A 21,216-nucleotide genomic window follows, 5' to 3' on the forward strand; every position below is an offset into this window, starting at 1 on the left:
TACTTTTTACAATGACAGGAGGAAGACAAATGAAGAAAAAGATTTTGGCTGCAATTCTTACTGCAGCAATGACAATTGGAATGGTTGGATGTGGTTCCACCAGCAGCTCTGATAATGGAAACAATTCCGCTTCAAATACCGAAGCATCTTCAAACGAACTGACCGTTTGGTGCTGGGATGCAACCTTTAATATTCCGGCAATGGAAGAGGCAGAAAAGATTTATCAGAAAGACCATCCGGATGTAAACGTAAATGTAGTAGAAACATCCTGGGAGGATATTCAGACCAAGCTTACAACAGCAGCAACCTCTGGACAGACCGATACACTGCCAGATATCATTCTTATGAATGACACTGCTTTATTAAATAATGTAAAGAACTATCCGGACTTATTTGCAGATTTATCTGATTCCGGAATCGATTTCTCCAAATTTGCAAGTTATAAAACAGCAATTGGAACAGTAGATGGAAAGAATTACAATGTACCATTCGACAGTGGTGTAACCGCATTATATATTCGTACCGATGTAATCGGTGAAGCTGGTTATTCTATCGATGACTTTACCGATATTACATGGTCCAAATTCATTGAACTTGGCGAAGATGTATTAGCAAAGACCGGCAAACCATTATTAAGTGCACAGGCTGGTGGACCTGACTTACTGATTGCAATGTTAAGAAGTGCAGGCGACAGCATGTTTGATGAAGACGGTAATCCGAATTTTGCAGGAAATGATGTAGTGGCAGAAGCTGTAGAAGATTATGAGACCATGGTTGACAAGGGGATTTTAGTAGAAGTAAATGACTGGGATCAGTATATCGGAACCATTAACAACGGAACAGTAGCAAGCGTAATCAATGGATGCTGGATTACAAGTACCATTCAGGCACAGGAAGATCAGTCCGGTGACTGGGGCGTTACTACAATGCCAAGACTGGACAATGCTCCAAATGCAACCAACTACAGTAACAATGGTGGTGCAGGATGGATGGTTATGAATGACTCACCAAACAAAGACCTTGCTATCGATTTCTTAAAGAACACATTTGCAAGCAGCACGGAGCTTTATGATACTATTCTTCCTACTACCGGTGCAGTAGCAACCTACCTTCCAGCAGCAGAAAGTGATGCATACTCACAGGAAAATGAATTCTTCGGTGGCGATAAGATTTATGAGAAATTTGCCAACTACGGTGCTGAAGTACCGGCTATCACATTAGGCCAGTACTGGGAGGAAGCAAAATCCGCACTTGGAACAGCACTTACCCAGATTCAGCAGGGACAGGATATTCAGGAAGCGTTAAAAGAAGCAGATGATACCGTATCATTTGCAATGAGCGAATAATTTAGCATAAGCACTTTACAAACTGCCTGCATAGCAGCTGCTGTGCAGGCAGAATTTTCAAGAAGAAGGGAAAGCTGTAAAGTCGATACGAATTGGAGGTACAACAGTGAAAACGAAGAAAAGAAAGATTATGGGATGGACATTCGTAATACCGGCATCGATAATGATTGTCATATTCAATTTCGTGCCGATGATACAGTCCTTTATTTTATCCTTAAAACGCGGAAGCGGAACGAACATGATTTTTACCGGATTTTCTAATTATAAAAGAATGTTCCAGGATAAAATTTTTAAAATGACATTAAGCAATACTTTTATTTATCTGATCTTAGAAGTAGCAATCATGCTGGTGATGGCAATGTTCTTAGCATCACTTTTGAATGATAAGAGATTAAAAGGAAAATGGTTTTTCCGCCTTGCAATTTTCTTACCATGTACTACTTCACTGGTATCGTATTCCATTATTTTCCGTTCCCTTTTCTCTGTGGACGGATTCATCAATACGATTCTTACGAATCTGCATCTGATTGCATCTCCAATCAACTGGCTGGGAAATACCTGGACCGCACGAATTGTAATCGTACTGGCATTATTGTGGAGATGGACCGGTTATAATATGATATTTTTCCTGGCAGCATTGCAGAATATTGACAGTTCTATTTATGAAGCAGCAGTTGTAGATGGAGCCAATGCATTCCAGAAGTTTACTAAGATTACAATCCCGATGCTTCGTCCGACAATTTTACTGACAGCAATTATGTCAACCAATGGAACCTTACAGCTCTTCGATGAGTCTATGAATATTACCAATGGTGGACCGGCAAATACGTCCATGACAATATCCCACTACATATACAATTTGTCCTTTGCAGGAAATCCAAACTTCGGATATGCATCCGCAATTTCTTATGTAGTATTTATCCTGGTGGCAATCCTTGCCTTTATTCAAATGAAAGTAGGTGATGAGAAATGAGTAAAAGAAAATTCGTATATTTCGGGAAATATGTATTCCTGATTCTGGTCGCAATCATTTCCATCTTCCCAATGTACTGGATGATTGTCAGTGGAACCAATAAAAGTGTGGATGTCATTGCAGGAAAAATTCTTCCAGGCAATTACCTGATGGAAAACTTAAAATCTCTTCTGGATACAACAGTACTTTCACAGGCAATGTGGAATTCCATTCGGAACGCAGTAGTTTCCATGGTTTTAAATGTATTTGTCTGCTCACTGGCAGGTTATGGATTCGAAAAATTCCATGATAAATACAAAGATAAAATTATGTCCATCTTGTTACTTTCCATGATGGTACCGACTGCGGCAACTGTAATTCCATTGTTCCGTATGTTTGGAAAGATGGGACTTTTAAATACAACCGTTGGATGTATTTTACCGACCGTTTCTACTGCATTTATGATATTCATGTTCCGCCAGGCAGCAAAATCATTTCCGGATGAAATCATTGAAGCAGCCCGGATTGATGGAGTAGGTGAATGGGGCATTTACTTTAAAATGTTCTTACCGATTATGAAATCTACCTACGCAGCAGCAGCAATCGTAAGCTTTATGAATGCATGGAACAGTTATATGTGGCCGTTGATTGTATTACAGAATGAAAATTCCAAGACTATGCCGATTCTGGTATCTGGACTGACCGCACGATATACCATTGATTATGGAAGCATGATGCTTGCAGTCACGATTTCTACAATTCCGATGTTGATTATATTCTTCGTATTACAGAAGAACTTTGTAGAAGGAATTACCGGTTCTGTAAAATCATAAAGGAGAAGAGCTATGGAATTTAACGAAAATGTAATTTATGAGCCAGACTGTTTTGCAATCCGGCGGATGCCGGCACATTCAGACCATGGATATTATGCAACCGGAAAAGAGGCAGACGGTGGGAAAAGCAGTTTTCTCACCAGCCTCAATGGCAGATGGAAATTTGCATATGCCAATAACTTAGCGGAAGTCATAGAGGGTTTTTATTGTAAGGATTATGACAGCAGCAACTGGGATGAGATTATGGTGCCTTCTTCCATCCAGCTTTTTGGTTATGGCAAATTGCAGTATGTGAATTCCCAGTATCCATGGGATGGAAAAGAAGCTGTCCGTGGCAAAGAGATTCCAAAGAAATATAATCCGGTTGCAATGTATGTGCATTCTTTTACAGTGACCGGAGAAATGTTAAAGGATCGGTTATCCCTCCGGTTTGATGGTGTGGAAAGTGCTATGGCACTCTGGGTGAATGGCAGATTTGCAGGCTATAGCGAAGACTCTTTTACACCGGCAGAATTTGATATCACAGAATTGGTCTGCGAGGGAGAAAATAAGCTTGCGGCAGAGGTCTTTCACTTCTGTACCGGAAGTGTTTTAGAGAGTCAGGATTTCTTCCGGATGTCTGGAATCTTCCGTGATGTGACACTGCGTCGTATGCCGGCACATCATATCTATGATTTGAAGGTAAGCCAGCAGTTTCAGGATAATCTGACAGAAGCAGTTTTGAAATTGCAGTGGAAGGGTGTACCGGAACAGGAAGACCAGCCAGCACAGGAAAACTGGCAGGAGAAAGAGCCGGTAGGAGCTGGTGCAGATACCGGCTGCAGGCTGCATGTTTCCTTATATGATGATAAAAAGGAATGTGTCGCAAAGACAGAGACAGCTTATACAGAAGCTGGAACAGAGTTAAAAATAACAGCACCAAAGCTTTGGAGTGCGGAGGAGCCGAATCTTTATACCTTATATATAGAAGTAACAGACTCCGATGATACCGTAACAGAAGTAATAAAACAGCGCATTGGATTCCGGCATTTTGCTATGGAAAATGGCATTATGTGCCTGAATGGAAAACGTATTGTATTTCGTGGTGTAAACCGTCATGAATTAAGCTGTGACCATGGAAGAAGTATTACAAAAGAAGAGATTCTTCATGATCTTCTTATCATGAAACAGAATAATATCAATGCAGTGCGGACTTCACATTATCCAAATCAGAGTTATTTCTATGAACTTTGCGATGAATTGGGATTATATGTGATAGACGAGGCGAACCTTGAGTCCCATGCGGATTGTTTCCTTGCAACAGTAGGAAAGGCACCGATGAGTGAGACGATACCGGGCAGCAAAGCAGAGTGGAGAGAAAATGTCTTAGACCGCGCTAACTCCATGTATCAGCGGGACAAGAACCATGCCTGCATTCTGCTTTGGTCCTGCGGAAATGAGTCCTGTGGCGGAAGCAATTTATATGAAATGTCAGAGTTCTTCCGGAAAAATGATTCCGAACGCCTGGTGCATTATGAGGGCATTACCTTTGATGATACTTATCCGGATACTTCTGATGTGAAGAGCTTTATGTATGCTCCGGCGGAAAAACTGCGGAAATATTTACGAGAGAGTGAAGCCTCTGTCAATGAAAAGACAAAACCGGTAATCAGTTGCGAATATATGCATTCCATGGGCAATTCCACCGGTGGAATGGACGAATATATCCGCCTTACAGAAGAAGAACCACGATATCAGGGCGGATTTATCTGGGATTTTATTGACCAGAGCTTTTATCTTGTCAATAAAAAGGGCGAGAGATATTTAGCCTACGGTGGAGATTTCGGAGACCGTCCGAATGATGGAACCTTCTGTGGAAACGGACTTCTCTATGCTGACCGTAAGGTGTCTCCAAAGATGCAGGAAGTAAAATTCCAGTATCAGAGTGTAAAGCTTTTGCCGGAGGAAACAAAGGTTATTGTAAAAAACGAAAATTTATTTATTTCTTTAAAAAACTATATATTAAAAGTTGTTATTGCAACAAAAGACGGCGTATGTGCAGAGAATGCTTATGAACTTCAGGCAGCACCACAGGAAGAAGAGACGATAGATATCAGCAGCCTTTCCAAGGGGCTTAAGATAGCCGGAGAATTTACGGTGACCGCCTCCTTACTTACCAAAGAAGATACTGCATGGGCGAAAGCCGGATATGAGCTTGCCTTTGGCCAGTATGCAGGAAAAAAGGAAGCTCCGGAAGAAGTAATCAGAGAAGCAGAAGATTTTGAACTGGTTGAAGGACTTATGAATATCGGCGTGAGAGCAGGCAATATAAAAATGCTTTTTGCAAAAGAAGGTGGCGGACTGACCTCTTATCAGGTAGAAGAGAAAGAATTTATCGTATCCGTTCCAAGACCGAATTTCTGGCGGGCACCGACAGACAATGACAAAGGAAGTGGAATGCCGCTGCGTTGCGGATGCTGGAAGACAGCCAGCATGTATGCAAAAGCAATGCCGGCAGAGCTGAAAGAAACAAAGGATGGTGCAGAAATTTCTTATGTATACCGTCTCTTTGATGCGGGAGAGAACATCCCGGGAAATGAGTGCAGGGTGACTTATGGTATCAGAAAAGACGGAGCACTCACCATCCATATGGAATATGTAGCCGATGAGAAGATCAAGACCCATGAAATGCCGGAATTTGGTATGCTGCTTCGAATCCCGGAGCAATATGATAAAGTAACTTACTATGGATACGGTCCGGAAGAAAATTACTGGGACCGCCGTCAGGGCAGCAGACTTGGAAAATTTCATTTTTCCGTAAAGGAAAATCTGTCAGAATATCTGGCTCCGCAGGAAAGTGGCGGACGCAGTGGTGTCAGAGAAGCAGTAATTGAAGACGAGAATGGTTATGGACTCCGGATTAGTGCAGAAGAAATGGATTTTTCGGCGTTGCCTTATACACCGCATGAGCTGGAAAATGCCAGACATCTTTATGAGCTGCCGGATAGTGAATATACGATTCTCCGTCCGTCTCTCCATCAGATGGGAGTTGGCGGCGACGATAGCTGGCTTTCCAAACCACATCCGCAGTACCGGATGGAACAGCCGGGAAAATATGAATTTACATTTACGTTAAAAGGAGGGAAGAAGCTTGAAACTGACAAATAAAATTATGCTGATTACTTATGCAGACAGCCTTGGAAAAAATCTTTCTGAATTAAAAGAAATGTTAGAAACTTATTTTCATAAGGCAGTAGGTGGCGTACACATTCTTCCGTTCTTTCCGTCCTCGGCAGACCGGGGATTTGCACCGATGCGTTATGACATGGTAGACGAGCAGTTTGGAACCTATGAAGATGTACGCAAAATTGGAGAAGAATATTATCTGATGTTTGATTTTATGGTCAACCACATTTCCAGACAGTCTCCGTATTTTAAAGATTTCTTAGAGAAAAAGGATGCATCGGAATATAAGGATTTCTTCATCCGATACAAGGATTTCTGGGAAAACGGAGAACCGACAGAAGAACAGGTTGATTTGATTTATAAAAGGAAACCAAGAGCACCTTATATTGATGCGGACTTTGCTGACGGAAGCAGCGAGAAGGTCTGGTGTACCTTTGGAGAAGAGCAGATTGATTTAAATGTGGAATCTAAAGCTGTTCAGAAATTTATGGAAGATACACTGGAACTGATGTGCAGTAAAAATGCTTCCATTATCCGGCTGGATGCATTTGCTTATGCCGTAAAGAAAGCGAATACAAGCTGTTTCTTTGTGGAACCGGAAATCTGGAATCTCCTGCATCGAATTGAAGAAATCGTAAAGAAACATGATGTGATAATTCTGCCGGAAATTCATGAGCATTATAGTATTCAGATGAAAATTGCCAATCAGAATTTCTGGATTTACGATTTTGCACTTCCAGTGCTGGTATTAAACGCCCTTTACTTTGGAAAGGGAACTTATCTTAAAAAATGGCTGGAAATGAGTCCGAAGCATCAGTTTACCACGTTAGACACCCATGATGGAATCGGAATTGTGGATGTGAAAGATCTGATGCCGGATGAAGAGATTGACCGCACAAAGGAAATGATGTTCTCCGAAGGAGCGAATGTCAAGAAAATCTATAATACGGCAGCCTACAATAACCTTGATATTTATCAGGTGAATACGACTTACTATTCTGCACTTGGAAATCAGGATGATGCTTATCTTCTTGCCCGTGCAATCCAGTTCTTTGCACCTGGAATTCCGCAGGTCTATTATGTAGGCATGCTGGCAGGATGCAATGACCTGGAGCTTCTAGAAGCAACGAAAGAAGGCAGAAATATTAACCGCCACTATTATTCGAAGGAAGAGATTGCAAAAGAAGTAGAGCGTCCGGTGGTAAAGAAGCTTTTGGAATTAATGGAATTCCGCAACAGCCATCCGGCATTTGATGTGGAAGGTGATATTGCAGTAGAACTTCCGGAAGAGGGACTGCTTGAGATTCGAAGAAGCAGCGGAGCAGATTATGCAGTATTAAAGGCAGACCTTGTGAAGAAAACATTTACCATTGAACATAGTTAGAAAATGGTGAAAAGAGGAAGACAGATCAGATGGAGAAAAAACTGTATGCAATCGGAGAAGCACTGATTGATTTTATTCCGCAGGAAAGCGGCAGACCTATGAAAGATGTCCTGGGATTCTGCCCGAAAGTAGGTGGTGCACCGGCGAATGTGTGCGGTGCATTTACCAGACTTGGTGGTAAATCTGAGATGATAACGCAGCTTGGAGATGATCCTTTTGGCGATAAAATTGAAGAAGCATTGGAAGAAAACGGAATCGGAACCAGTCATGTACTTCGTACAAAAGAGGCAAATACTTCACTTGCTTTTGTGGCTTTAAAGGAAGATGGTAACCGTGAATTTTCTTTTTACCGGAAGCCGGGAGCCGATATGCTTTTTTCAAAAGAAAAAGTAGAAGCGGATTGGTTTAAGGATGCTTATGCGTTGCATTTCTGCTCCGTTTCGCTGGGAGATTTTCCAATGAAGGAAGCACATAAAAAGGCGATTGAAGCCGCAACAGAGGCTGGTGCAATTATAAGCTTTGACCCGAATCTCAGGTTTGCACTCTGGGAAAATCCGGAAGATTTAAAGAAAGCAGTGCTGGAATTCCTCCCATTGGCACATGTATTAAAGCTTTCGGATGAGGAACTTTATTTCCTGACTGGAGAGGATTCGATTGAAGCAGCAAAAGAAAAACTTTTTGTAGGAAATGTTTGTCTCCTTATTTATACCAGGGGAGCAGATGGAGCAGAGTGTTATACGAAGAAAGCAAAGGCACAAAGCAAGGGAGAGAAAGTAAAGGCGGTGGATACCACCGGAGCCGGGGATGCATTTATCGGCTCCTTCCTGTATCAGCTTTATAAAGATGGTGTGACGGAAGCAGATTTGCCGGAACTGACTTCGGATAAGATGGCAGTATACCTTGATTTTTCTAACCGCTATTGTGCAAAGAGTGTACAGAAAGCCGGAGCCATTGCCTCTTATCCAACCATGGCTGAAATGGAAGAATAAAATTAAGAAAACGTAATATTGTGCCCGGCGTTGGGAAAAATCAGTGCGGCGGCACAATCAAGAAGAAATGCCAGTATCAGCAGCGTAAGAAAAATGCGTTGCAGTGGTACTGGCATTTTTCTCCATAAATGAGATGCAATCCGTGCAAACACACAGACCCAGAGCACACCGGCAATGCCAAATCCCAATGCAGAATAAAGACAGATATAACCGCCAAGCTGCAGTGGATAATCGTGATAATCCCAGTAACGCAGGTGGAAAACTTGAGCGAGGAACCATCCGATAAAAAGTTCTACGAAAGAGCCGAGAAGCGCTGCAAGAAAAAAGACTTTGACCGGATGCTTCTGAAAGCGTCTTAAAATAAGCAGCATCAGGACAGCCCCCACACCATAGACCGGAAGCCATGGACCATAGAGAAAGCCACGGTTACAGAAAACCCCATCCTGCACATAAAAAAGCAGCACTTCCCACAGGTATCCAAGGAATGCTCCCAGAAAGAAAAAGAAAATATATTGTGTGATGGATTTAATCAGATAATCTTTACGCATACAGGGAGTATTTCCATATAATAAAGAATTATGTGCTGTCCCAAATAACAACTCAGAATATCTTGCGAAAACAAAATAGGGCTTGTCTTTCCAGGGTGGCTCAACTATAATAAAATTTAGACGCTGGGCGAGTCTCAGCAAAAATTAGGAGGAAAAACGTCCATGGATAAGGAAAAAGTTATTGTCATTGATTTTGGCGGACAGTACAACCAGCTGGTTGCAAGACGTGTCCGTGAATGCAATGTATATTGTGAAATATATTCTTACCGCACGGATATCGAGACAATCAAAGCGATGAACCCGAAGGGAATTATCCTGACCGGAGGCCCAAATAGTTGTTATGAGGCAGATTCACCAACTTACAGCAAAGAGCTTTTTGAACTTGGTATTCCGGTTTTAGGACTTTGCTATGGCGCACAGCTCATGATGCATGTGTTGGGCGGCAAGGTAGAAAAAGCACCGGTTCGTGAATATGGTAAGACAGAAGTAATGGTAGATAAGAATTCGCCATTATTCCAGAATGTAGAAGAAAAGACCATTTGCTGGATGAGCCATTTTGATTATATTTCAAAGACAGCACCTGGTTTTGAAATCGTAGCACATACTGCAGACTGCCCGGTGGCAGCCGCAGAAAATCGTGAAAAGAATCTCTATGCCATCCAGTTCCACCCGGAGGTACTCCATACCAAAGAGGGAACCAAGATGCTCCACAACTTCGTGCGTGGTGTCTGTGGCTGTGCCGGAACATGGAGAATGGATTCCTTTGTGGAAAATACCATCAAGGAAATCCGTGAAAAAGTCGGCAACGGAAGAGTGCTTCTGGCATTGTCCGGTGGAGTGGATTCTTCTGTGGCAGCAGGTCTTTTATCCAGAGCAATCGGAAAGCAGCTTACCTGCGTATTTGTTGATCATGGTCTTCTTCGTAAAGACGAGGGAGATGAAGTGGAAAATGTATTCGGACCGAACGGTCAGTTTGACTTAAACTTCATCCGTGTAAATGCCCAGGAGCGTTACTATAACAAGCTTGCCGGAGTAACAGAGCCGGAAGCAAAACGTAAAATTATCGGTGAAGAATTTATCCGTGTCTTTGAAGAAGAAGCAAAGAAAATCGGAGCCGTTGATTTCCTGGCACAGGGAACCATTTATCCAGATGTGGTAGAAAGTGGTCTTGGCGGAGAATCCGCTGTCATCAAATCCCACCATAACGTAGGTGGTCTTCCGGAATATGTTGATTTCAAGGAAATCATCGAGCCATTGCGTAACCTCTTCAAAGATGAGGTTCGTAAAGCCGGTCTTGAACTTGGAATTCCGGAGCATCTGGTATTCCGTCAGCCATTCCCGGGCCCGGGTCTTGGTATCCGAATCATCGGTGAAGTCAATGCTGAGAAAGTCCGCATCGTACAGGATGCCGATGCCATCTACCGGGAAGAAGTGGACAAGGCAGTAGCTGCTTACAAGAAAGAAAACGGCAAAGCTCCATCCTGGATGCCGAACCAGTATTTCGCAGCCCTAACCAATATGCGTTCCGTTGGAGTAATGGGCGACGAGAGAACCTACGACTACGCAGTTGCACTGCGCGCCGTAAATACCGTCGATTTCATGACCGCCGAAAGCGCAGAGATTCCATTTGCAGTACTGCAAACAGTAATGAGCCGAATCATCAACGAGGTACGCGGGGTAAACCGTGTATTCTATGATTTGACGAGTAAGCCACCTGGAACGATTGAGTTTGAATAACGGATTAAAATGCCGAAAGCCTGTATTTATGCGGGCTTCCGGCATTTGTTTTATCAAATGGCTCTAGTTTGGCTCTATTTGTGGGGAGAGTAATTGATGCAAATATAATTATTCAGAAGAATGAAAAGGAAAAAATGATATGAAGAAATGCAAACTTCTTTTATTTGATTTAGACGGAACTTTATTACAGAGTGACAAAACAATATCAACCAGAACATTATCAGCTCTAAAAAAATGCAGGGGAAATGATATATTGATAGGTGTTTCCACCTCCAGAAGTGAGCAAAACTCTTTGGTATTTTTAAATGAATTGATGCCCGATATTTTAATATCGAGTGGAGGTGCATTAGTAAAATACAAAACAGAATATATTTATAGGGCAGAATTTTCCGAAGAAGAAACGAATGTGATGATTGACATGGCAAGAAATATTTGTGGAAATGATTGCGAAATTACGATAGACACAATAGATGCACATTATTGGAATTATAAAATAGATCCTAAGAAGTTAGATAAGAGTTGGGGAGATAGTATTTATACAGATTTTTCAGATTTTAACGAATGTTCATTAAAAATGTGTGTTGAGATATTTAATCAAGATAAGGCAGATAAGCTGACTCGAAGTCTCTCTGATTGTGATTGTATTCGTTTCTCTGATGGATTTTGGTACAAGTTTACAAAAAAGAATGTGACGAAAGAAAACGCAATTATGAAGATTACGGAAGTATGTGGATTTAGTACAGATTCAATTATTGCATTTGGTGATGATTATGCAGATATCGGAATGCTTGAATTATGTGGAACAGGTGTTGCAATGGGGAATGCGATTGATGAGGTAAAAGAGAGAGCTGATATTGTAATTGGTTCAAATGATGAAGATGGTATTGCGGGTTTTATTGAAAATGAAATATTATAGATATGTACATGGAGAGGAAATATGGTGGAAGTAAAATTTTATGATACGGTTAATGATGAACTATTGAAATTTGCAGTGATTATCTCACAGAGTAACGGCAAGTGGGTATTTTGCAAGCATAAAGAAAGAGATACATATGAAGTGCCGGGAGGGCATAGAGAAGATGGTGAGGATATTCTTGAAACAGCCAAACGAGAACTATATGAAGAAACAGGAGCAATAACTTTTGATATTACTCCAATTTGTATATATTCTGTGACTGCACCAGATAATTTCGATGGAATGGAGACTTTTGGAAAATTATTCTTCTCAGATATACATACATTTGAAAAAGAGCTTCACAGTGAAATTGAAAAAATAGCAATTATGGATGAACTACCGATTAATTGGACTTACCCAGAAATTCAACCCAAACTGCTGGAAGAAGCAAGAAAAAGAGGATTTTGCCCCAAAAAGGACGAAATAAAATGGCTATTTTTTGATGTTGGGTCGACATTGGTTGATGAAAGCAAAGTTTATGAAGACAGGATGAAAAGGATAGCGGATTTATCAGGTTTAACTTACGAGCAAATTTATAAATATGCCATGTCGTTTTATAAAGAAAACAAAAAAGGAGACTTAGAGGTAGCAAGGCAATTGGGCGTGAAACTACCTAAATGGGAATCGCAATACGAAAGGCTGTATACAGATACCAAAGATTGTCTGAAAAAGTTAAGTAGAATTTATAAAATTGGTGTAATTGCAAACCAATCACTAGGAACTTCTGAGAGATTAGAAAATCTTGGAGTACGAAAATATATTGATTTGATTATCGCATCAGCAGAAGAAGGTGTTTCAAAACCAGATAGGCGAATATTTGAAATTGCATTGGAAAGAAGCCGTTGCAGACCAGAGAATGCAGTTATGATTGGTGACCGTATTGATAATGATATTGTACCTGCAAAACAGTTGGGTATGAAAACTATATGGGTAAAACAGGGATTTGGAAGTTTGTGGAATATAACAGATGAGAGTGAAAAAGCTGATATTGAAATTAATAACTTATCTGATATATTAAAATATTTATAGGGAATGAGTCTATGAAATAAGATTCAAATTACAATTGTTCTTGCAGAACATATGATATATATGCTAGGGTACTCTTTAAGGAAAGTACCCATGACAGGGCGTTAAGTGTCTGGGGGGCTTGCTTAGCGCCGATGACGGCTTATGAGATCATTTCGATTTTCATTGGGATATTAGCATTGTTGATGTCCTTTGGTAGCTTGATTATAGCGTTGCTTGCCTTTCTCGATAAAGAGAAAGGCTCTTCGAGGAAGAGCAGGCGAAAATAAAAATGCCTATCCTGTCTGCCAACAGGATAGGCGGTGTCTGTAAGGACATTTCTTTAGCCTAAACTCGGAGCATCCACCTTTGGAGAGGGTCTCTTTCATATTTTGAAAACTACTTGATACTCCATTTTCTACACTCTTACTCATTGTGTAAGTAATTGTTGTTGTAGAGAAATCTTTGCTATAAGAAACTTTAATTTTTAAAATTCCAATCCATTCTTGCATATTTATCTGGAACAGGGATATTGTGTGCCTTGCAATCATCTTTCATCTTTTGAAAGAAGCGGTAGAAAGCACAAGCAAAGGCATCTGCCATGTGGTTGTTGTAGAGGAGCTTTTCATCCTTAGGCAAGAAAGAGATAATCCAATGTGGGATGACCGCAGCTAGAGAGTTCCTTAAGAAAATAAATCATGAGGGACTGCCATTGTTTAATCCTTTGCATGGAGAGGGAGGAACAGGGAAGAAAGGCAGTAAGACCTCTGGAGGTAATGAATCCAAAGAAGTGAAGTGGAATCCAATTGCAAAACAGCTATATAATGCAATCATGTGGGTGATTGTAATTATATATGCTAAGCCAAACACAGCAATATATGAGGTCAGGGAAAAGGTGTGGAAATTTAAAAGCTATGAGCCATTTCCAAGTCAGGTGAAAGCTGTAAATACTATAATAAGTAAGAATATAGTTGGAAAACGTTGACCGAAGCAATTGATGAGCTTAGACATGATAATGACATTAGAGATGGAATGTGTGATTTTGATAAGCTGGTAGACATTATCGGTAACTATAAAGATAAAGAAGGAAACCCTGTTGTAATAGAAGCCAAGTTTTAAAGCAGGCAAGCAGACTTTAGATATGCAATATCCTTGATGCATATTCTTGTCGATTTAGAGTGATATTACATTGAAAATGCCAAGGGGCTATGATAAAATTTCATTGGGTGCCACCATAACGGTAGGCGGTTGGCCTTCTACGGAGGGACTGTGACCCTCCGATTACATAGAAACCCGCAAGGGAATCGAAAGAAGTCATTGATTTCTTGGAAAGGAGGGCTAAGCCATATGAGTATTGTTGATTTTATCGCAGTGGTAAGCTTCGGCTTAACCTGCTTTGGATTAGGGTATTCCTTTGGTAAGGATAATAATAAGACACAAAAATAGCCGCCCCGACCTAGCAAGTTGAGCGACTATTTTTAGTTAATTGATTTAATGGGTCAGCCGTCTATCGGTGGCACCCTTTTTGTATTATTAATATATCACGTATTGGTTTAAAATTCAACTCAAAAATGACTTTTGGGAATATGTGAGTCAATCTGATTTTTCCTTTAGAAGCTTTGGTGTTGGAATTGTGGTATAGACAAAAGAATACGATATGACATCTATGCAGTAAAAACATGTTTCGATAAAATCTAAATTTCGAGCGTGAACGTCATTAAGAAAGTTTCTATGATATAATAAAATTATTACTAGGAGAGGTTTTTGTTGTTGATAAATAATGGAGTAAGAAGATTACCAGTTTATTTAGAAACTCAAAATAAAGGAGATAATTTCAAATGAAGATACTAATGATTGGGAATGGATTTGATTTGGAACATGAATTACCAACTAAATATACACAGTTTCTGGAATTTGTCACAAGATTTAAATATGCATATTCATCGGCAAATAGTGTACCCCAAAGGTTATATGATATAAAAGATGATTATTTGAAAATGATTTTTGAGAATACTGAATGTGAAGATAGAGTTGTAGCGCTACATGTTTTTACGGAAAATAATGTATGGATTAATCATTTTGAAAAAGTATATAAGAAGCATTTGGCAAATAAGCAAAATTGGATTGACTTTGAAAGTGAAATATCATCCGTGATTCAAGCTATGGATGGATTGATAAAATATTATGAAAGTATTGAAACAGGGGAAAGCAAAAATGAAAATTTGGAAAAATATTATAAAAATAGACTAGCTAATATTATAAATCAGAGTGAATTGAAGGTAGAAAATGTAAAAGCATATATTCCTAAGTTATTATGTGACTTAAATAAGTTAATAGGTGCATTAGAGATATATATTTGGGATTATGTTGGAAATAAAGAACTTAAATATTACAATCCAGATATTGAAAAAGTACATCCTAGTAAAGTATTTAGTTTTAATTATTCTGATACATATAGAAAATTGTATGCCTGTAACAGAAAAGAAATTGAGTATTCTTTTGCACATGGCATGGCAACTAATAACATTCATTTTTTTTCTGGTAAAACTGATGCCTCGAAAGAAGAAATTGAAAATTGTATTCAACAAAATGCAGAGTGCAATAATATGGTATTAGGAATTGATGAATATCTTTCAGAGGACAGAAGAAGTGATGAAGTAGAGTTTATCGCTTTTAAAAAGTATTATCAGAGAATATATAAAAAGGCAGGAAATGAATATAAAAAGTGGCTGCAACAAATTGATGAAGGTGTAAAAGCAGGAAGAAAAGAAGAAAATACATTATATATTTTTGGTCATTCGTTGGATGTTACAGATGGTGATGTATTAAGAGAATTTATTAACCATGAAAATTTGAAAACTGTAATTTTCTATAGAAATAAGGAGCAATTAGGGCAGCAAATTGCTAATTTGGTTAAGATATTAAAAAGTGATACTGTGATTAAAAAAGTATATGGAAATAATCCTACTATTATATTTCAACAGCAAAGTAAAAGAGAAGAAATAGAGGGAAGTGCATTTGAAATTACGTCGGATACAATGCAATTGGAAAACATTTATAGATTAAGTCACTTTGAAGCAAGAAGTTTGATTGAAAAGATAAAATCTAAAATTGACCAAGAAGATTTAACATATTTTTATTCCCAAAAGGCAGTTATAACACTATTTGATGTAATGCAAAAAAATGGATTAGCTGTTATGTATATAACAAAGCTATTAGAGATAGCTCGAAAACTGATGAGATGCGATGGTTTACAAGAACCTGAACAGTTTGATGAAGAATACTGGGCTTATCAGGATTATGACAATTCTTTTTCATGCGACCCATTTACAATAAAATTTGTTAATACAATAAATTTGTATAATAGGAAAAATTTTGTTGCAAGTGAAATGGCAATGCAAAGCTATGATGAACAATTGCTTGAATATGAAAAGTTAATTAAGAGTAAAGAGAAAATAGATAAAGAAAGTTATAGTGCCATTATTAACAGTATCTTTTATATGTTTATTGATAAATATGGAGATATTGAAAAATTGTGGAATATACTTTTGAGAATATCAAGAGGACCAGGAGAAGAAGTTGCAAAAGATGTGTTGAAAGAGCTTATAGAAAACTCAGATGATGAATTGGATATTATAAGATATAATCATTTATTGCAAGAAATCCAGATGAATGAGTATTTTGATATACAAGCAGAAGAATTTGAAAAAAATTATGAATATGAGCAGGATGAATAGAAGAGAAGTATGAAGTAGCGAGTGGAGATGCTGATAAAAAGACGACATATTTAATTCATAAAATGTCGATAATAATGAATTTTTAAGTGACGATGCATGACTAATTTATATTAGAAATGAGATGATAAATGGTTGCTTAAAAATATGTCATGTAGATTATGTTGTTTATTTGTAAAGTTTATTTTGGGTTAGCTAAAAATTGCAAAGGAGGAGATATTTATGGATATTGATTATTTCTTAAGAACTAAATATGAAGAAAATCAAGTGGAAGGTGTATTAAGAACAGAGGAACTATATAAAAATATAAGCAACACGTATTTAAAACATCTCTTTGCGGTTATGCATCAAAGTATTAATGGCTTGCTTAGTTTTATGCAATCCAAAAAGAATAGTAATGGACATTATAATGCTACTGAAAGCAGAGAACTGTTAAGAATGATTAAATTGTATGAAGATATGGAATATGTACTTAAGTCTACGCCTTTAGCTTTCAAATTAGAAGAAAAGTATGATAATATGTTGAAATTTTGCAATGGTTTTTTGCAAGAAAGTGGTGGAAGTGAAATACCTGATGATTTGCCGAAATTTAATATAATAGAGTATGACCCTATTTTTTATATGTCAGAAATAATAACTGTTCCTTCAATAAATAATGACAATAATTTTGAGCTTAAAATGATAGGCGAAGGTTCCTATGCAAAAGTTTTTAGATATAGAGATGAATTTTATAATAAATATTTCGTTTTAAAAAGGGCAAAAAATGACCTTAATGATAAAGAATTGGAGAGATTTAAAAGGGAATTTGATGTCATGAATGAATTGAAATCGCCATATGTATTGGAGGTTCATAGATATGATGAAGAAAAAAATGAATATTATATGGAATATGCGGATGAGACACTAAAAAAATTCATAGAAAGAAATAACAGTACCTTAACAATAAAAAGACGACGAGGAATTGCGATGCAGATTTTCAAAGGATTCTCTTATATTCATTCAAAAGGGTATCTACATAGAGATATTAGTTTTACAAATGTGCTGTTACAACACTACGAAAATGATTTGACGATAGTAAAAATTTCTGATTTTGGTTTAGTTAAGATGAAACAAAGTGATTTGACAAGTTTCGGTAGTGAAATAAAGGGTTCACTAAATGACAGTAACCTTCAAATTGTAGGGTTTGGAAACTACAATATGGAGTATGAAACTTTTGCGCTTACAAGACTTATCTATTATGTGATGACAGGAAGATATAATTTGGAAAATATTAAAAATCAAAAAGTAAAGGATTTTGTACTGAAAGGTATATCATCCAATTTAGATGAAAGATATCATAGTGTTGCAGAGATGCAGCAGGCATTTGAGGTTGCTTTCCCTATTTCTGGATATTAGAATATTTTTAATCAGATATAGATTAAGTGATAAATAGATGTTGCTGATTTATATAGATATATTATTGCATGCGACTAAATGGAGGTACTTATGATAGATTATTTGTGTTATGTGAAGAAACAATATTCGAAAGAAAAAGAGTATGAGAAGTTTTTGGTAGGCTTAACAATACTTATGTTAATCGGTTATCTGATTACGGGTGATAATTTAAATCTGTTATTTATTTTCGGCGGCTTGTCTATTATGTATATATTTGGAATTCCATTTATAACTTATAGAAGAGAGCGAAAACAGGGAATAGTTGAAAAGAAAAAGGAATATATAAAGAAAGAATTTTTAGCAGAAGAATTTGAATGTATTGATAAAGTCTTGAACCAAGTAGAGAAGTATGATAATGCAAATAAGGTAGGAGCTCTTATTGAAACAGGGAAAAAGATTACTGAAAATGAATTGAAAGAAAATTTGGAAAAACATGAAGCACAATTTGAAAATGCAATGAAGGTAATAGACAATTTTTATTTTAAGAACAGTTTTAATAAAAATGATGGATTTTTGTATCATAATTTGAAAAAAGCTGATTTTATAAAAAGAAAAGCATATATAGAAAAAAGAATTGATGCCATAAATAATCCAGCAATTAATAGTGCTAGAATAATTGGAAAAGAGTGGATGCAACTTATTATATCTGTATTTGGGGGTTATATATTAGGAAAAATCGATACAACTTTAGCAAATGGACAGTTTTTTTCGACAATAGAACTTATTTTTATGACTTTAATATGTATTGTATTTATGATTATGAGTAATGTTTTTTCGAAACAAAGCTTGAAAAATGAAGCTATATCATATTACAGTATAGTAGATATTTTAGTATATGAAAGAAATATTTTGAACGAGCTGATAATGTCTTGGAATATTTGCTGACAACATGAAAAAGCAGCGTTATAATACCCTTACAAGGTCAAATTCTCCATATCCCAAGGCAACGCCCTTTATCCTCAAGGGGCAAAAATCTTTAGCCTAGGGAATGAATAAAATAACGAGAAAATAAAGACCTTGTAGGGCGGAAAAACCGTTCTATGAGGTCTTTTTCTTTTACTTAAAATCATGGAGAAAGCCTTGAAAATAGAGGAATATCGAGAGATAAGAGAGAAGAAAGAGAGAGTAAGCCAAGACCTTGAAGGAAGTCCTAAGATGCCTTGAAAGAGAAAATAGGTGAGGATAAAGGAGTTTGCCTTTTGAGGATAAAGAGGGTTGCCTGAATATAAAACAGAGCTTCATAAATGGCGTAAACAAGCCATTTATGGAGCTTTTTCTTATGGGCTTTAGCCTGTTGAGTGCATCGGAGTTTCTCCCAACGGAGAAATGGAGATGTGCGAAACAATAAACCACCTGCTATTGTGATATGATACCTCTAAAGTAGACAGATTAAATATAAAAATCTGTTACTTTGGAGGTATTTTTCATGTCCAGAAAAGCAAAGTTTACACCGGAAGAAAAAGAACAGGCTGTTATAGATTATCTTGAAGGAAATAAATCTAGAATACAGATATGTGGAGAACTATGTATTTCTTCAAGAACCATTCAGGACTGGGCCTTGATTTATAGCAAACATGGACTTGCCGGTTTTTCAAAAAAATGCGAAATGGGTCTTATTCGAAAGAATTTAAAATGAAAGTGGTTGAGGAATATGTAAGAGGTGACGGCTCTTCCATTGATTTAGGAATAAAATATGATATCTCTTCCGGTCTTTTAAGAAAGTGGATTAGAATGTATAATGCCAATAGAGAGCTTAAGGATTACAATCCGAAACAGGAGGTCTATATGGCAGAAGCACGAAGAAAAACAACATTGGAAGAGCGGAAAGAAATCGTTGATTACTGTATCAATCATAATCGTAACTATAAAAACACTGCTGCAAAATTTGACGTTTCTTATAGCCAGGTTTATTCCTGGGTAAAAAAATATGACACCGATGGTGCAGATGGATTAACGGATCGGAGAGGATGTCACAAAACAGATGCCGAAGTGGATGAACTAGAACGATTAAAGCGTGAAAATCTGCGTTTGAAGCGTCAGTTGGAAGAAAAGGATATGGTAGTTGAACTGTTAAAAAAAGTGAAAGAATTCGAAGGGATGTGAAGCTTGGAAAGTTACGCCATGAATCAAAATATTTAGCAATCCGATATTTTTATACAAAGAAAAACTGGAGTATAGAATGGATGTGCAGACAGCTTGAGATATCAAGGGCTGCTTATTATGAATGGTTACATCGTGAAATACCGTATGAGGAACTTGAAAATATCAGACTTGCGGAACTTGTCAAAGAATACGATGAACGTTTTTGCCATATCTTAGGATACCGTCGAATGACATCCTGGATCAACCATTTCAATCATACATCGTACAGTAAAAACAGAGTCCACAGAATTATGAAAAAGCTGGGAATCCATTCTGTAATCCGTAAAAAGAAGAAAAAATATATTTATGCCAAGCCTGATGAAACGGCAGAAAATATACTTCAAAGAGATTTCTATGCTACTGTTCCCAATCAAAAATGGACTACAGATGTAACGGAATTCAAAGTACCTGGAGAGAAAAAGAAACTGTATTTAAGTGCCATTATAGATTTATATGACAGATATCCTGTAGCATATGTTGTAAGTGCAAGAAACGACAACAGATTAATATTTAAGACATTTGATAAAGCAATCGCAGCAAATCCGGATGCCAAACCGATTTTTCATTCGGACTGGGGATTTCAGTATACCAGCAAGACATTCAGGAAAAAACTTGAAAACCAGGAAATGGAGCAATCTATGTCCAGAGTTGGACATTGTATCGACAATGGACCGATAGAGGGTTTCTGGGGAATTATAAAATCTGAAATGTATCAGATGTACGAAATCATTGATGAGGTTTCACTAAGATATGCAATCAAAGATTATTTGCGTTTTTACAGTGAAGAACGTCCACAGGACAGATATGGCTGTAAAACCCCATCAGAAGTGCGCCAGGAAGCATTGTCATCTGATGTACCCACAGAATACCCGATTCCTGAAAACAAACGAATAAGCAAATGTAAAGAGAAATGGTGTGCATAGAAAAATGCCTGCACTTCAAAAGGAAATGCAGGCATCATCCACATCCAATTTTAGATATTTTACCTGTCT

At 37.8% G+C, this 21,216-nt stretch carries 17 protein-coding genes; 16 read left to right on the top strand and 1 reads right to left on the bottom strand.

Features of this window, described 5'->3' with window-relative positions; translation table 11 throughout:
• Positions 1–29: 29 nt before the first annotated feature.
• From DWV68_RS01265 to DWV68_RS01290, 6 genes are all read left to right on the top strand, one after another.
• Positions 30–1,346: an ABC transporter substrate-binding protein gene (locus tag DWV68_RS01265; protein ID WP_117698895.1), complete on the top strand. Its 1,317-nt coding sequence runs from the start codon at positions 30–32 to the stop codon at positions 1,344–1,346.
• Between the two features lie 130 nt (positions 1,347–1,476).
• On the top strand, positions 1,477–2,319 hold the full coding sequence (locus DWV68_RS01270) for a carbohydrate ABC transporter permease (protein WP_118056717.1): 843 nt from the start codon (positions 1,477–1,479) through the stop codon (positions 2,317–2,319).
• A complete protein-coding gene (locus DWV68_RS01275) occupies positions 2,316–3,131 on the top strand; it encodes a carbohydrate ABC transporter permease (RefSeq protein WP_118664815.1) in 816 nt (271 codons plus the stop codon). Before DWV68_RS01270 ends, DWV68_RS01275 begins: the two co-directional genes overlap by 4 nt.
• A gap of 12 nt (positions 3,132–3,143) precedes the next feature.
• Positions 3,144–6,278 (top strand): glycoside hydrolase family 2 TIM barrel-domain containing protein, encoded by a 3,135-nt coding sequence (locus DWV68_RS01280; protein WP_118664817.1) that lies wholly within the window; start codon positions 3,144–3,146, stop codon positions 6,276–6,278.
• On the top strand, positions 6,262–7,680 hold the full coding sequence (gtfA, locus tag DWV68_RS01285; RefSeq protein ID WP_118664819.1) for a sucrose phosphorylase: 1,419 nt from the start codon (positions 6,262–6,264) through the stop codon (positions 7,678–7,680). Before DWV68_RS01280 ends, gtfA begins: the two co-directional genes overlap by 17 nt.
• A 29-nt stretch (positions 7,681–7,709) precedes the next feature.
• On the top strand, positions 7,710–8,669 hold the full coding sequence (locus tag DWV68_RS01290) for a carbohydrate kinase family protein (RefSeq protein ID WP_118664821.1): 960 nt from the start codon (positions 7,710–7,712) through the stop codon (positions 8,667–8,669).
• Positions 8,670–8,671: 2 nt separating this feature from the next.
• On the opposite strand, the gene DWV68_RS01295 is transcribed toward DWV68_RS01290, so the two are convergent.
• Positions 8,672–9,217 (bottom strand): putative ABC transporter permease, encoded by a 546-nt coding sequence (locus DWV68_RS01295; RefSeq protein ID WP_117946237.1) that lies wholly within the window; start codon positions 9,215–9,217, stop codon positions 8,672–8,674.
• A gap of 162 nt (positions 9,218–9,379) precedes the next feature.
• On the opposite strand from DWV68_RS01295, the gene guaA reads away from it, so the two are divergent.
• From guaA to DWV68_RS01340, 10 genes are all read left to right on the top strand, one after another.
• Positions 9,380–10,954, top strand: coding sequence for a glutamine-hydrolyzing GMP synthase (guaA, locus tag DWV68_RS01300; RefSeq protein ID WP_118056559.1), 1,575 nt, complete (start codon positions 9,380–9,382; stop codon positions 10,952–10,954).
• Between the two features lie 139 nt (positions 10,955–11,093).
• The gene (locus DWV68_RS01305; protein WP_117946275.1) at positions 11,094–11,870 is read left to right on the top strand and encodes a Cof-type HAD-IIB family hydrolase; all 777 of its coding nucleotides are present in this window, start codon (positions 11,094–11,096) and stop codon (positions 11,868–11,870) included.
• Between the two features lie 21 nt (positions 11,871–11,891).
• The gene (locus DWV68_RS01310; protein WP_117946277.1) at positions 11,892–12,938 is read left to right on the top strand and encodes an HAD-IA family hydrolase; all 1,047 of its coding nucleotides are present in this window, start codon (positions 11,892–11,894) and stop codon (positions 12,936–12,938) included.
• 688 nt (positions 12,939–13,626) lie between these two features.
• Complete coding sequence (locus DWV68_RS14510) at positions 13,627–13,899, top strand: hypothetical protein (RefSeq protein ID WP_197420790.1); 273 nt, start codon at positions 13,627–13,629, stop codon at positions 13,897–13,899.
• An 853-nt stretch (positions 13,900–14,752) separates the two neighbouring features.
• Positions 14,753–16,651: an AbiH family protein gene (locus tag DWV68_RS01320; RefSeq protein WP_118664823.1), complete on the top strand. Its 1,899-nt coding sequence runs from the start codon at positions 14,753–14,755 to the stop codon at positions 16,649–16,651.
• Between the two features lie 219 nt (positions 16,652–16,870).
• On the top strand, positions 16,871–18,043 hold the full coding sequence (locus tag DWV68_RS01325) for a protein kinase domain-containing protein (RefSeq protein WP_243088549.1): 1,173 nt from the start codon (positions 16,871–16,873) through the stop codon (positions 18,041–18,043).
• 90 nt (positions 18,044–18,133) lie between these two features.
• On the top strand, positions 18,134–18,967 hold the full coding sequence (locus DWV68_RS01330; RefSeq protein WP_118639042.1) for a hypothetical protein: 834 nt from the start codon (positions 18,134–18,136) through the stop codon (positions 18,965–18,967).
• A 541-nt stretch (positions 18,968–19,508) separates the two neighbouring features.
• Positions 19,509–19,718: a transposase gene (locus DWV68_RS14940; protein WP_330419804.1), complete on the top strand. Its 210-nt coding sequence runs from the start codon at positions 19,509–19,511 to the stop codon at positions 19,716–19,718.
• Positions 19,715–20,185 (top strand): helix-turn-helix domain-containing protein, encoded by a 471-nt coding sequence (locus DWV68_RS01335; RefSeq protein WP_330419805.1) that lies wholly within the window; start codon positions 19,715–19,717, stop codon positions 20,183–20,185. Before DWV68_RS14940 ends, DWV68_RS01335 begins: the two co-directional genes overlap by 4 nt.
• Positions 20,182–21,147: an IS3 family transposase gene (locus DWV68_RS01340; RefSeq protein ID WP_158577459.1), complete on the top strand. Its 966-nt coding sequence runs from the start codon at positions 20,182–20,184 to the stop codon at positions 21,145–21,147. Before DWV68_RS01335 ends, DWV68_RS01340 begins: the two co-directional genes overlap by 4 nt.
• Positions 21,148–21,216: the final 69 nt, after the last annotated feature.

It is taken from the genome of Roseburia sp. AF12-17LB, from assembly GCF_003479605.1.
Taxonomy (GTDB): domain Bacteria; phylum Bacillota; class Clostridia; order Lachnospirales; family Lachnospiraceae; genus Roseburia_C; species Roseburia_C amylophila.

Coding starts and splice junctions, on each gene's coding strand:
- DWV68_RS01265 (WP_117698895.1), top strand. CDS start 30: ATGAAGAAAAAGATTTTGGCTGCAATTCTTACTGCAGCAATGACAATT.
- DWV68_RS01270 (WP_118056717.1), top strand. CDS start 1,477: ATGGGATGGACATTCGTAATACCGGCATCGATAATGATTGTCATATTC.
- DWV68_RS01275 (WP_118664815.1), top strand. CDS start 2,316: ATGAGTAAAAGAAAATTCGTATATTTCGGGAAATATGTATTCCTGATT.
- DWV68_RS01280 (WP_118664817.1), top strand. CDS start 3,144: ATGGAATTTAACGAAAATGTAATTTATGAGCCAGACTGTTTTGCAATC.
- DWV68_RS01290 (WP_118664821.1), top strand. CDS start 7,710: ATGGAGAAAAAACTGTATGCAATCGGAGAAGCACTGATTGATTTTATT.
- DWV68_RS01295 (WP_117946237.1), bottom strand. CDS start 9,217: ATGCGTAAAGATTATCTGATTAAATCCATCACACAATATATTTTCTTT.
- guaA (WP_118056559.1), top strand. CDS start 9,380: ATGGATAAGGAAAAAGTTATTGTCATTGATTTTGGCGGACAGTACAAC.
- DWV68_RS01305 (WP_117946275.1), top strand. CDS start 11,094: ATGAAGAAATGCAAACTTCTTTTATTTGATTTAGACGGAACTTTATTA.
- DWV68_RS01310 (WP_117946277.1), top strand. CDS start 11,892: ATGGTGGAAGTAAAATTTTATGATACGGTTAATGATGAACTATTGAAA.
- DWV68_RS01320 (WP_118664823.1), top strand. CDS start 14,753: ATGAAGATACTAATGATTGGGAATGGATTTGATTTGGAACATGAATTA.
- DWV68_RS01325 (WP_243088549.1), top strand. CDS start 16,871: ATGGATATTGATTATTTCTTAAGAACTAAATATGAAGAAAATCAAGTG.
- DWV68_RS01330 (WP_118639042.1), top strand. CDS start 18,134: ATGATAGATTATTTGTGTTATGTGAAGAAACAATATTCGAAAGAAAAA.
- DWV68_RS14940 (WP_330419804.1), top strand. CDS start 19,509: ATGTCCAGAAAAGCAAAGTTTACACCGGAAGAAAAAGAACAGGCTGTT.
- DWV68_RS01335 (WP_330419805.1), top strand. CDS start 19,715: ATGAAAGTGGTTGAGGAATATGTAAGAGGTGACGGCTCTTCCATTGAT.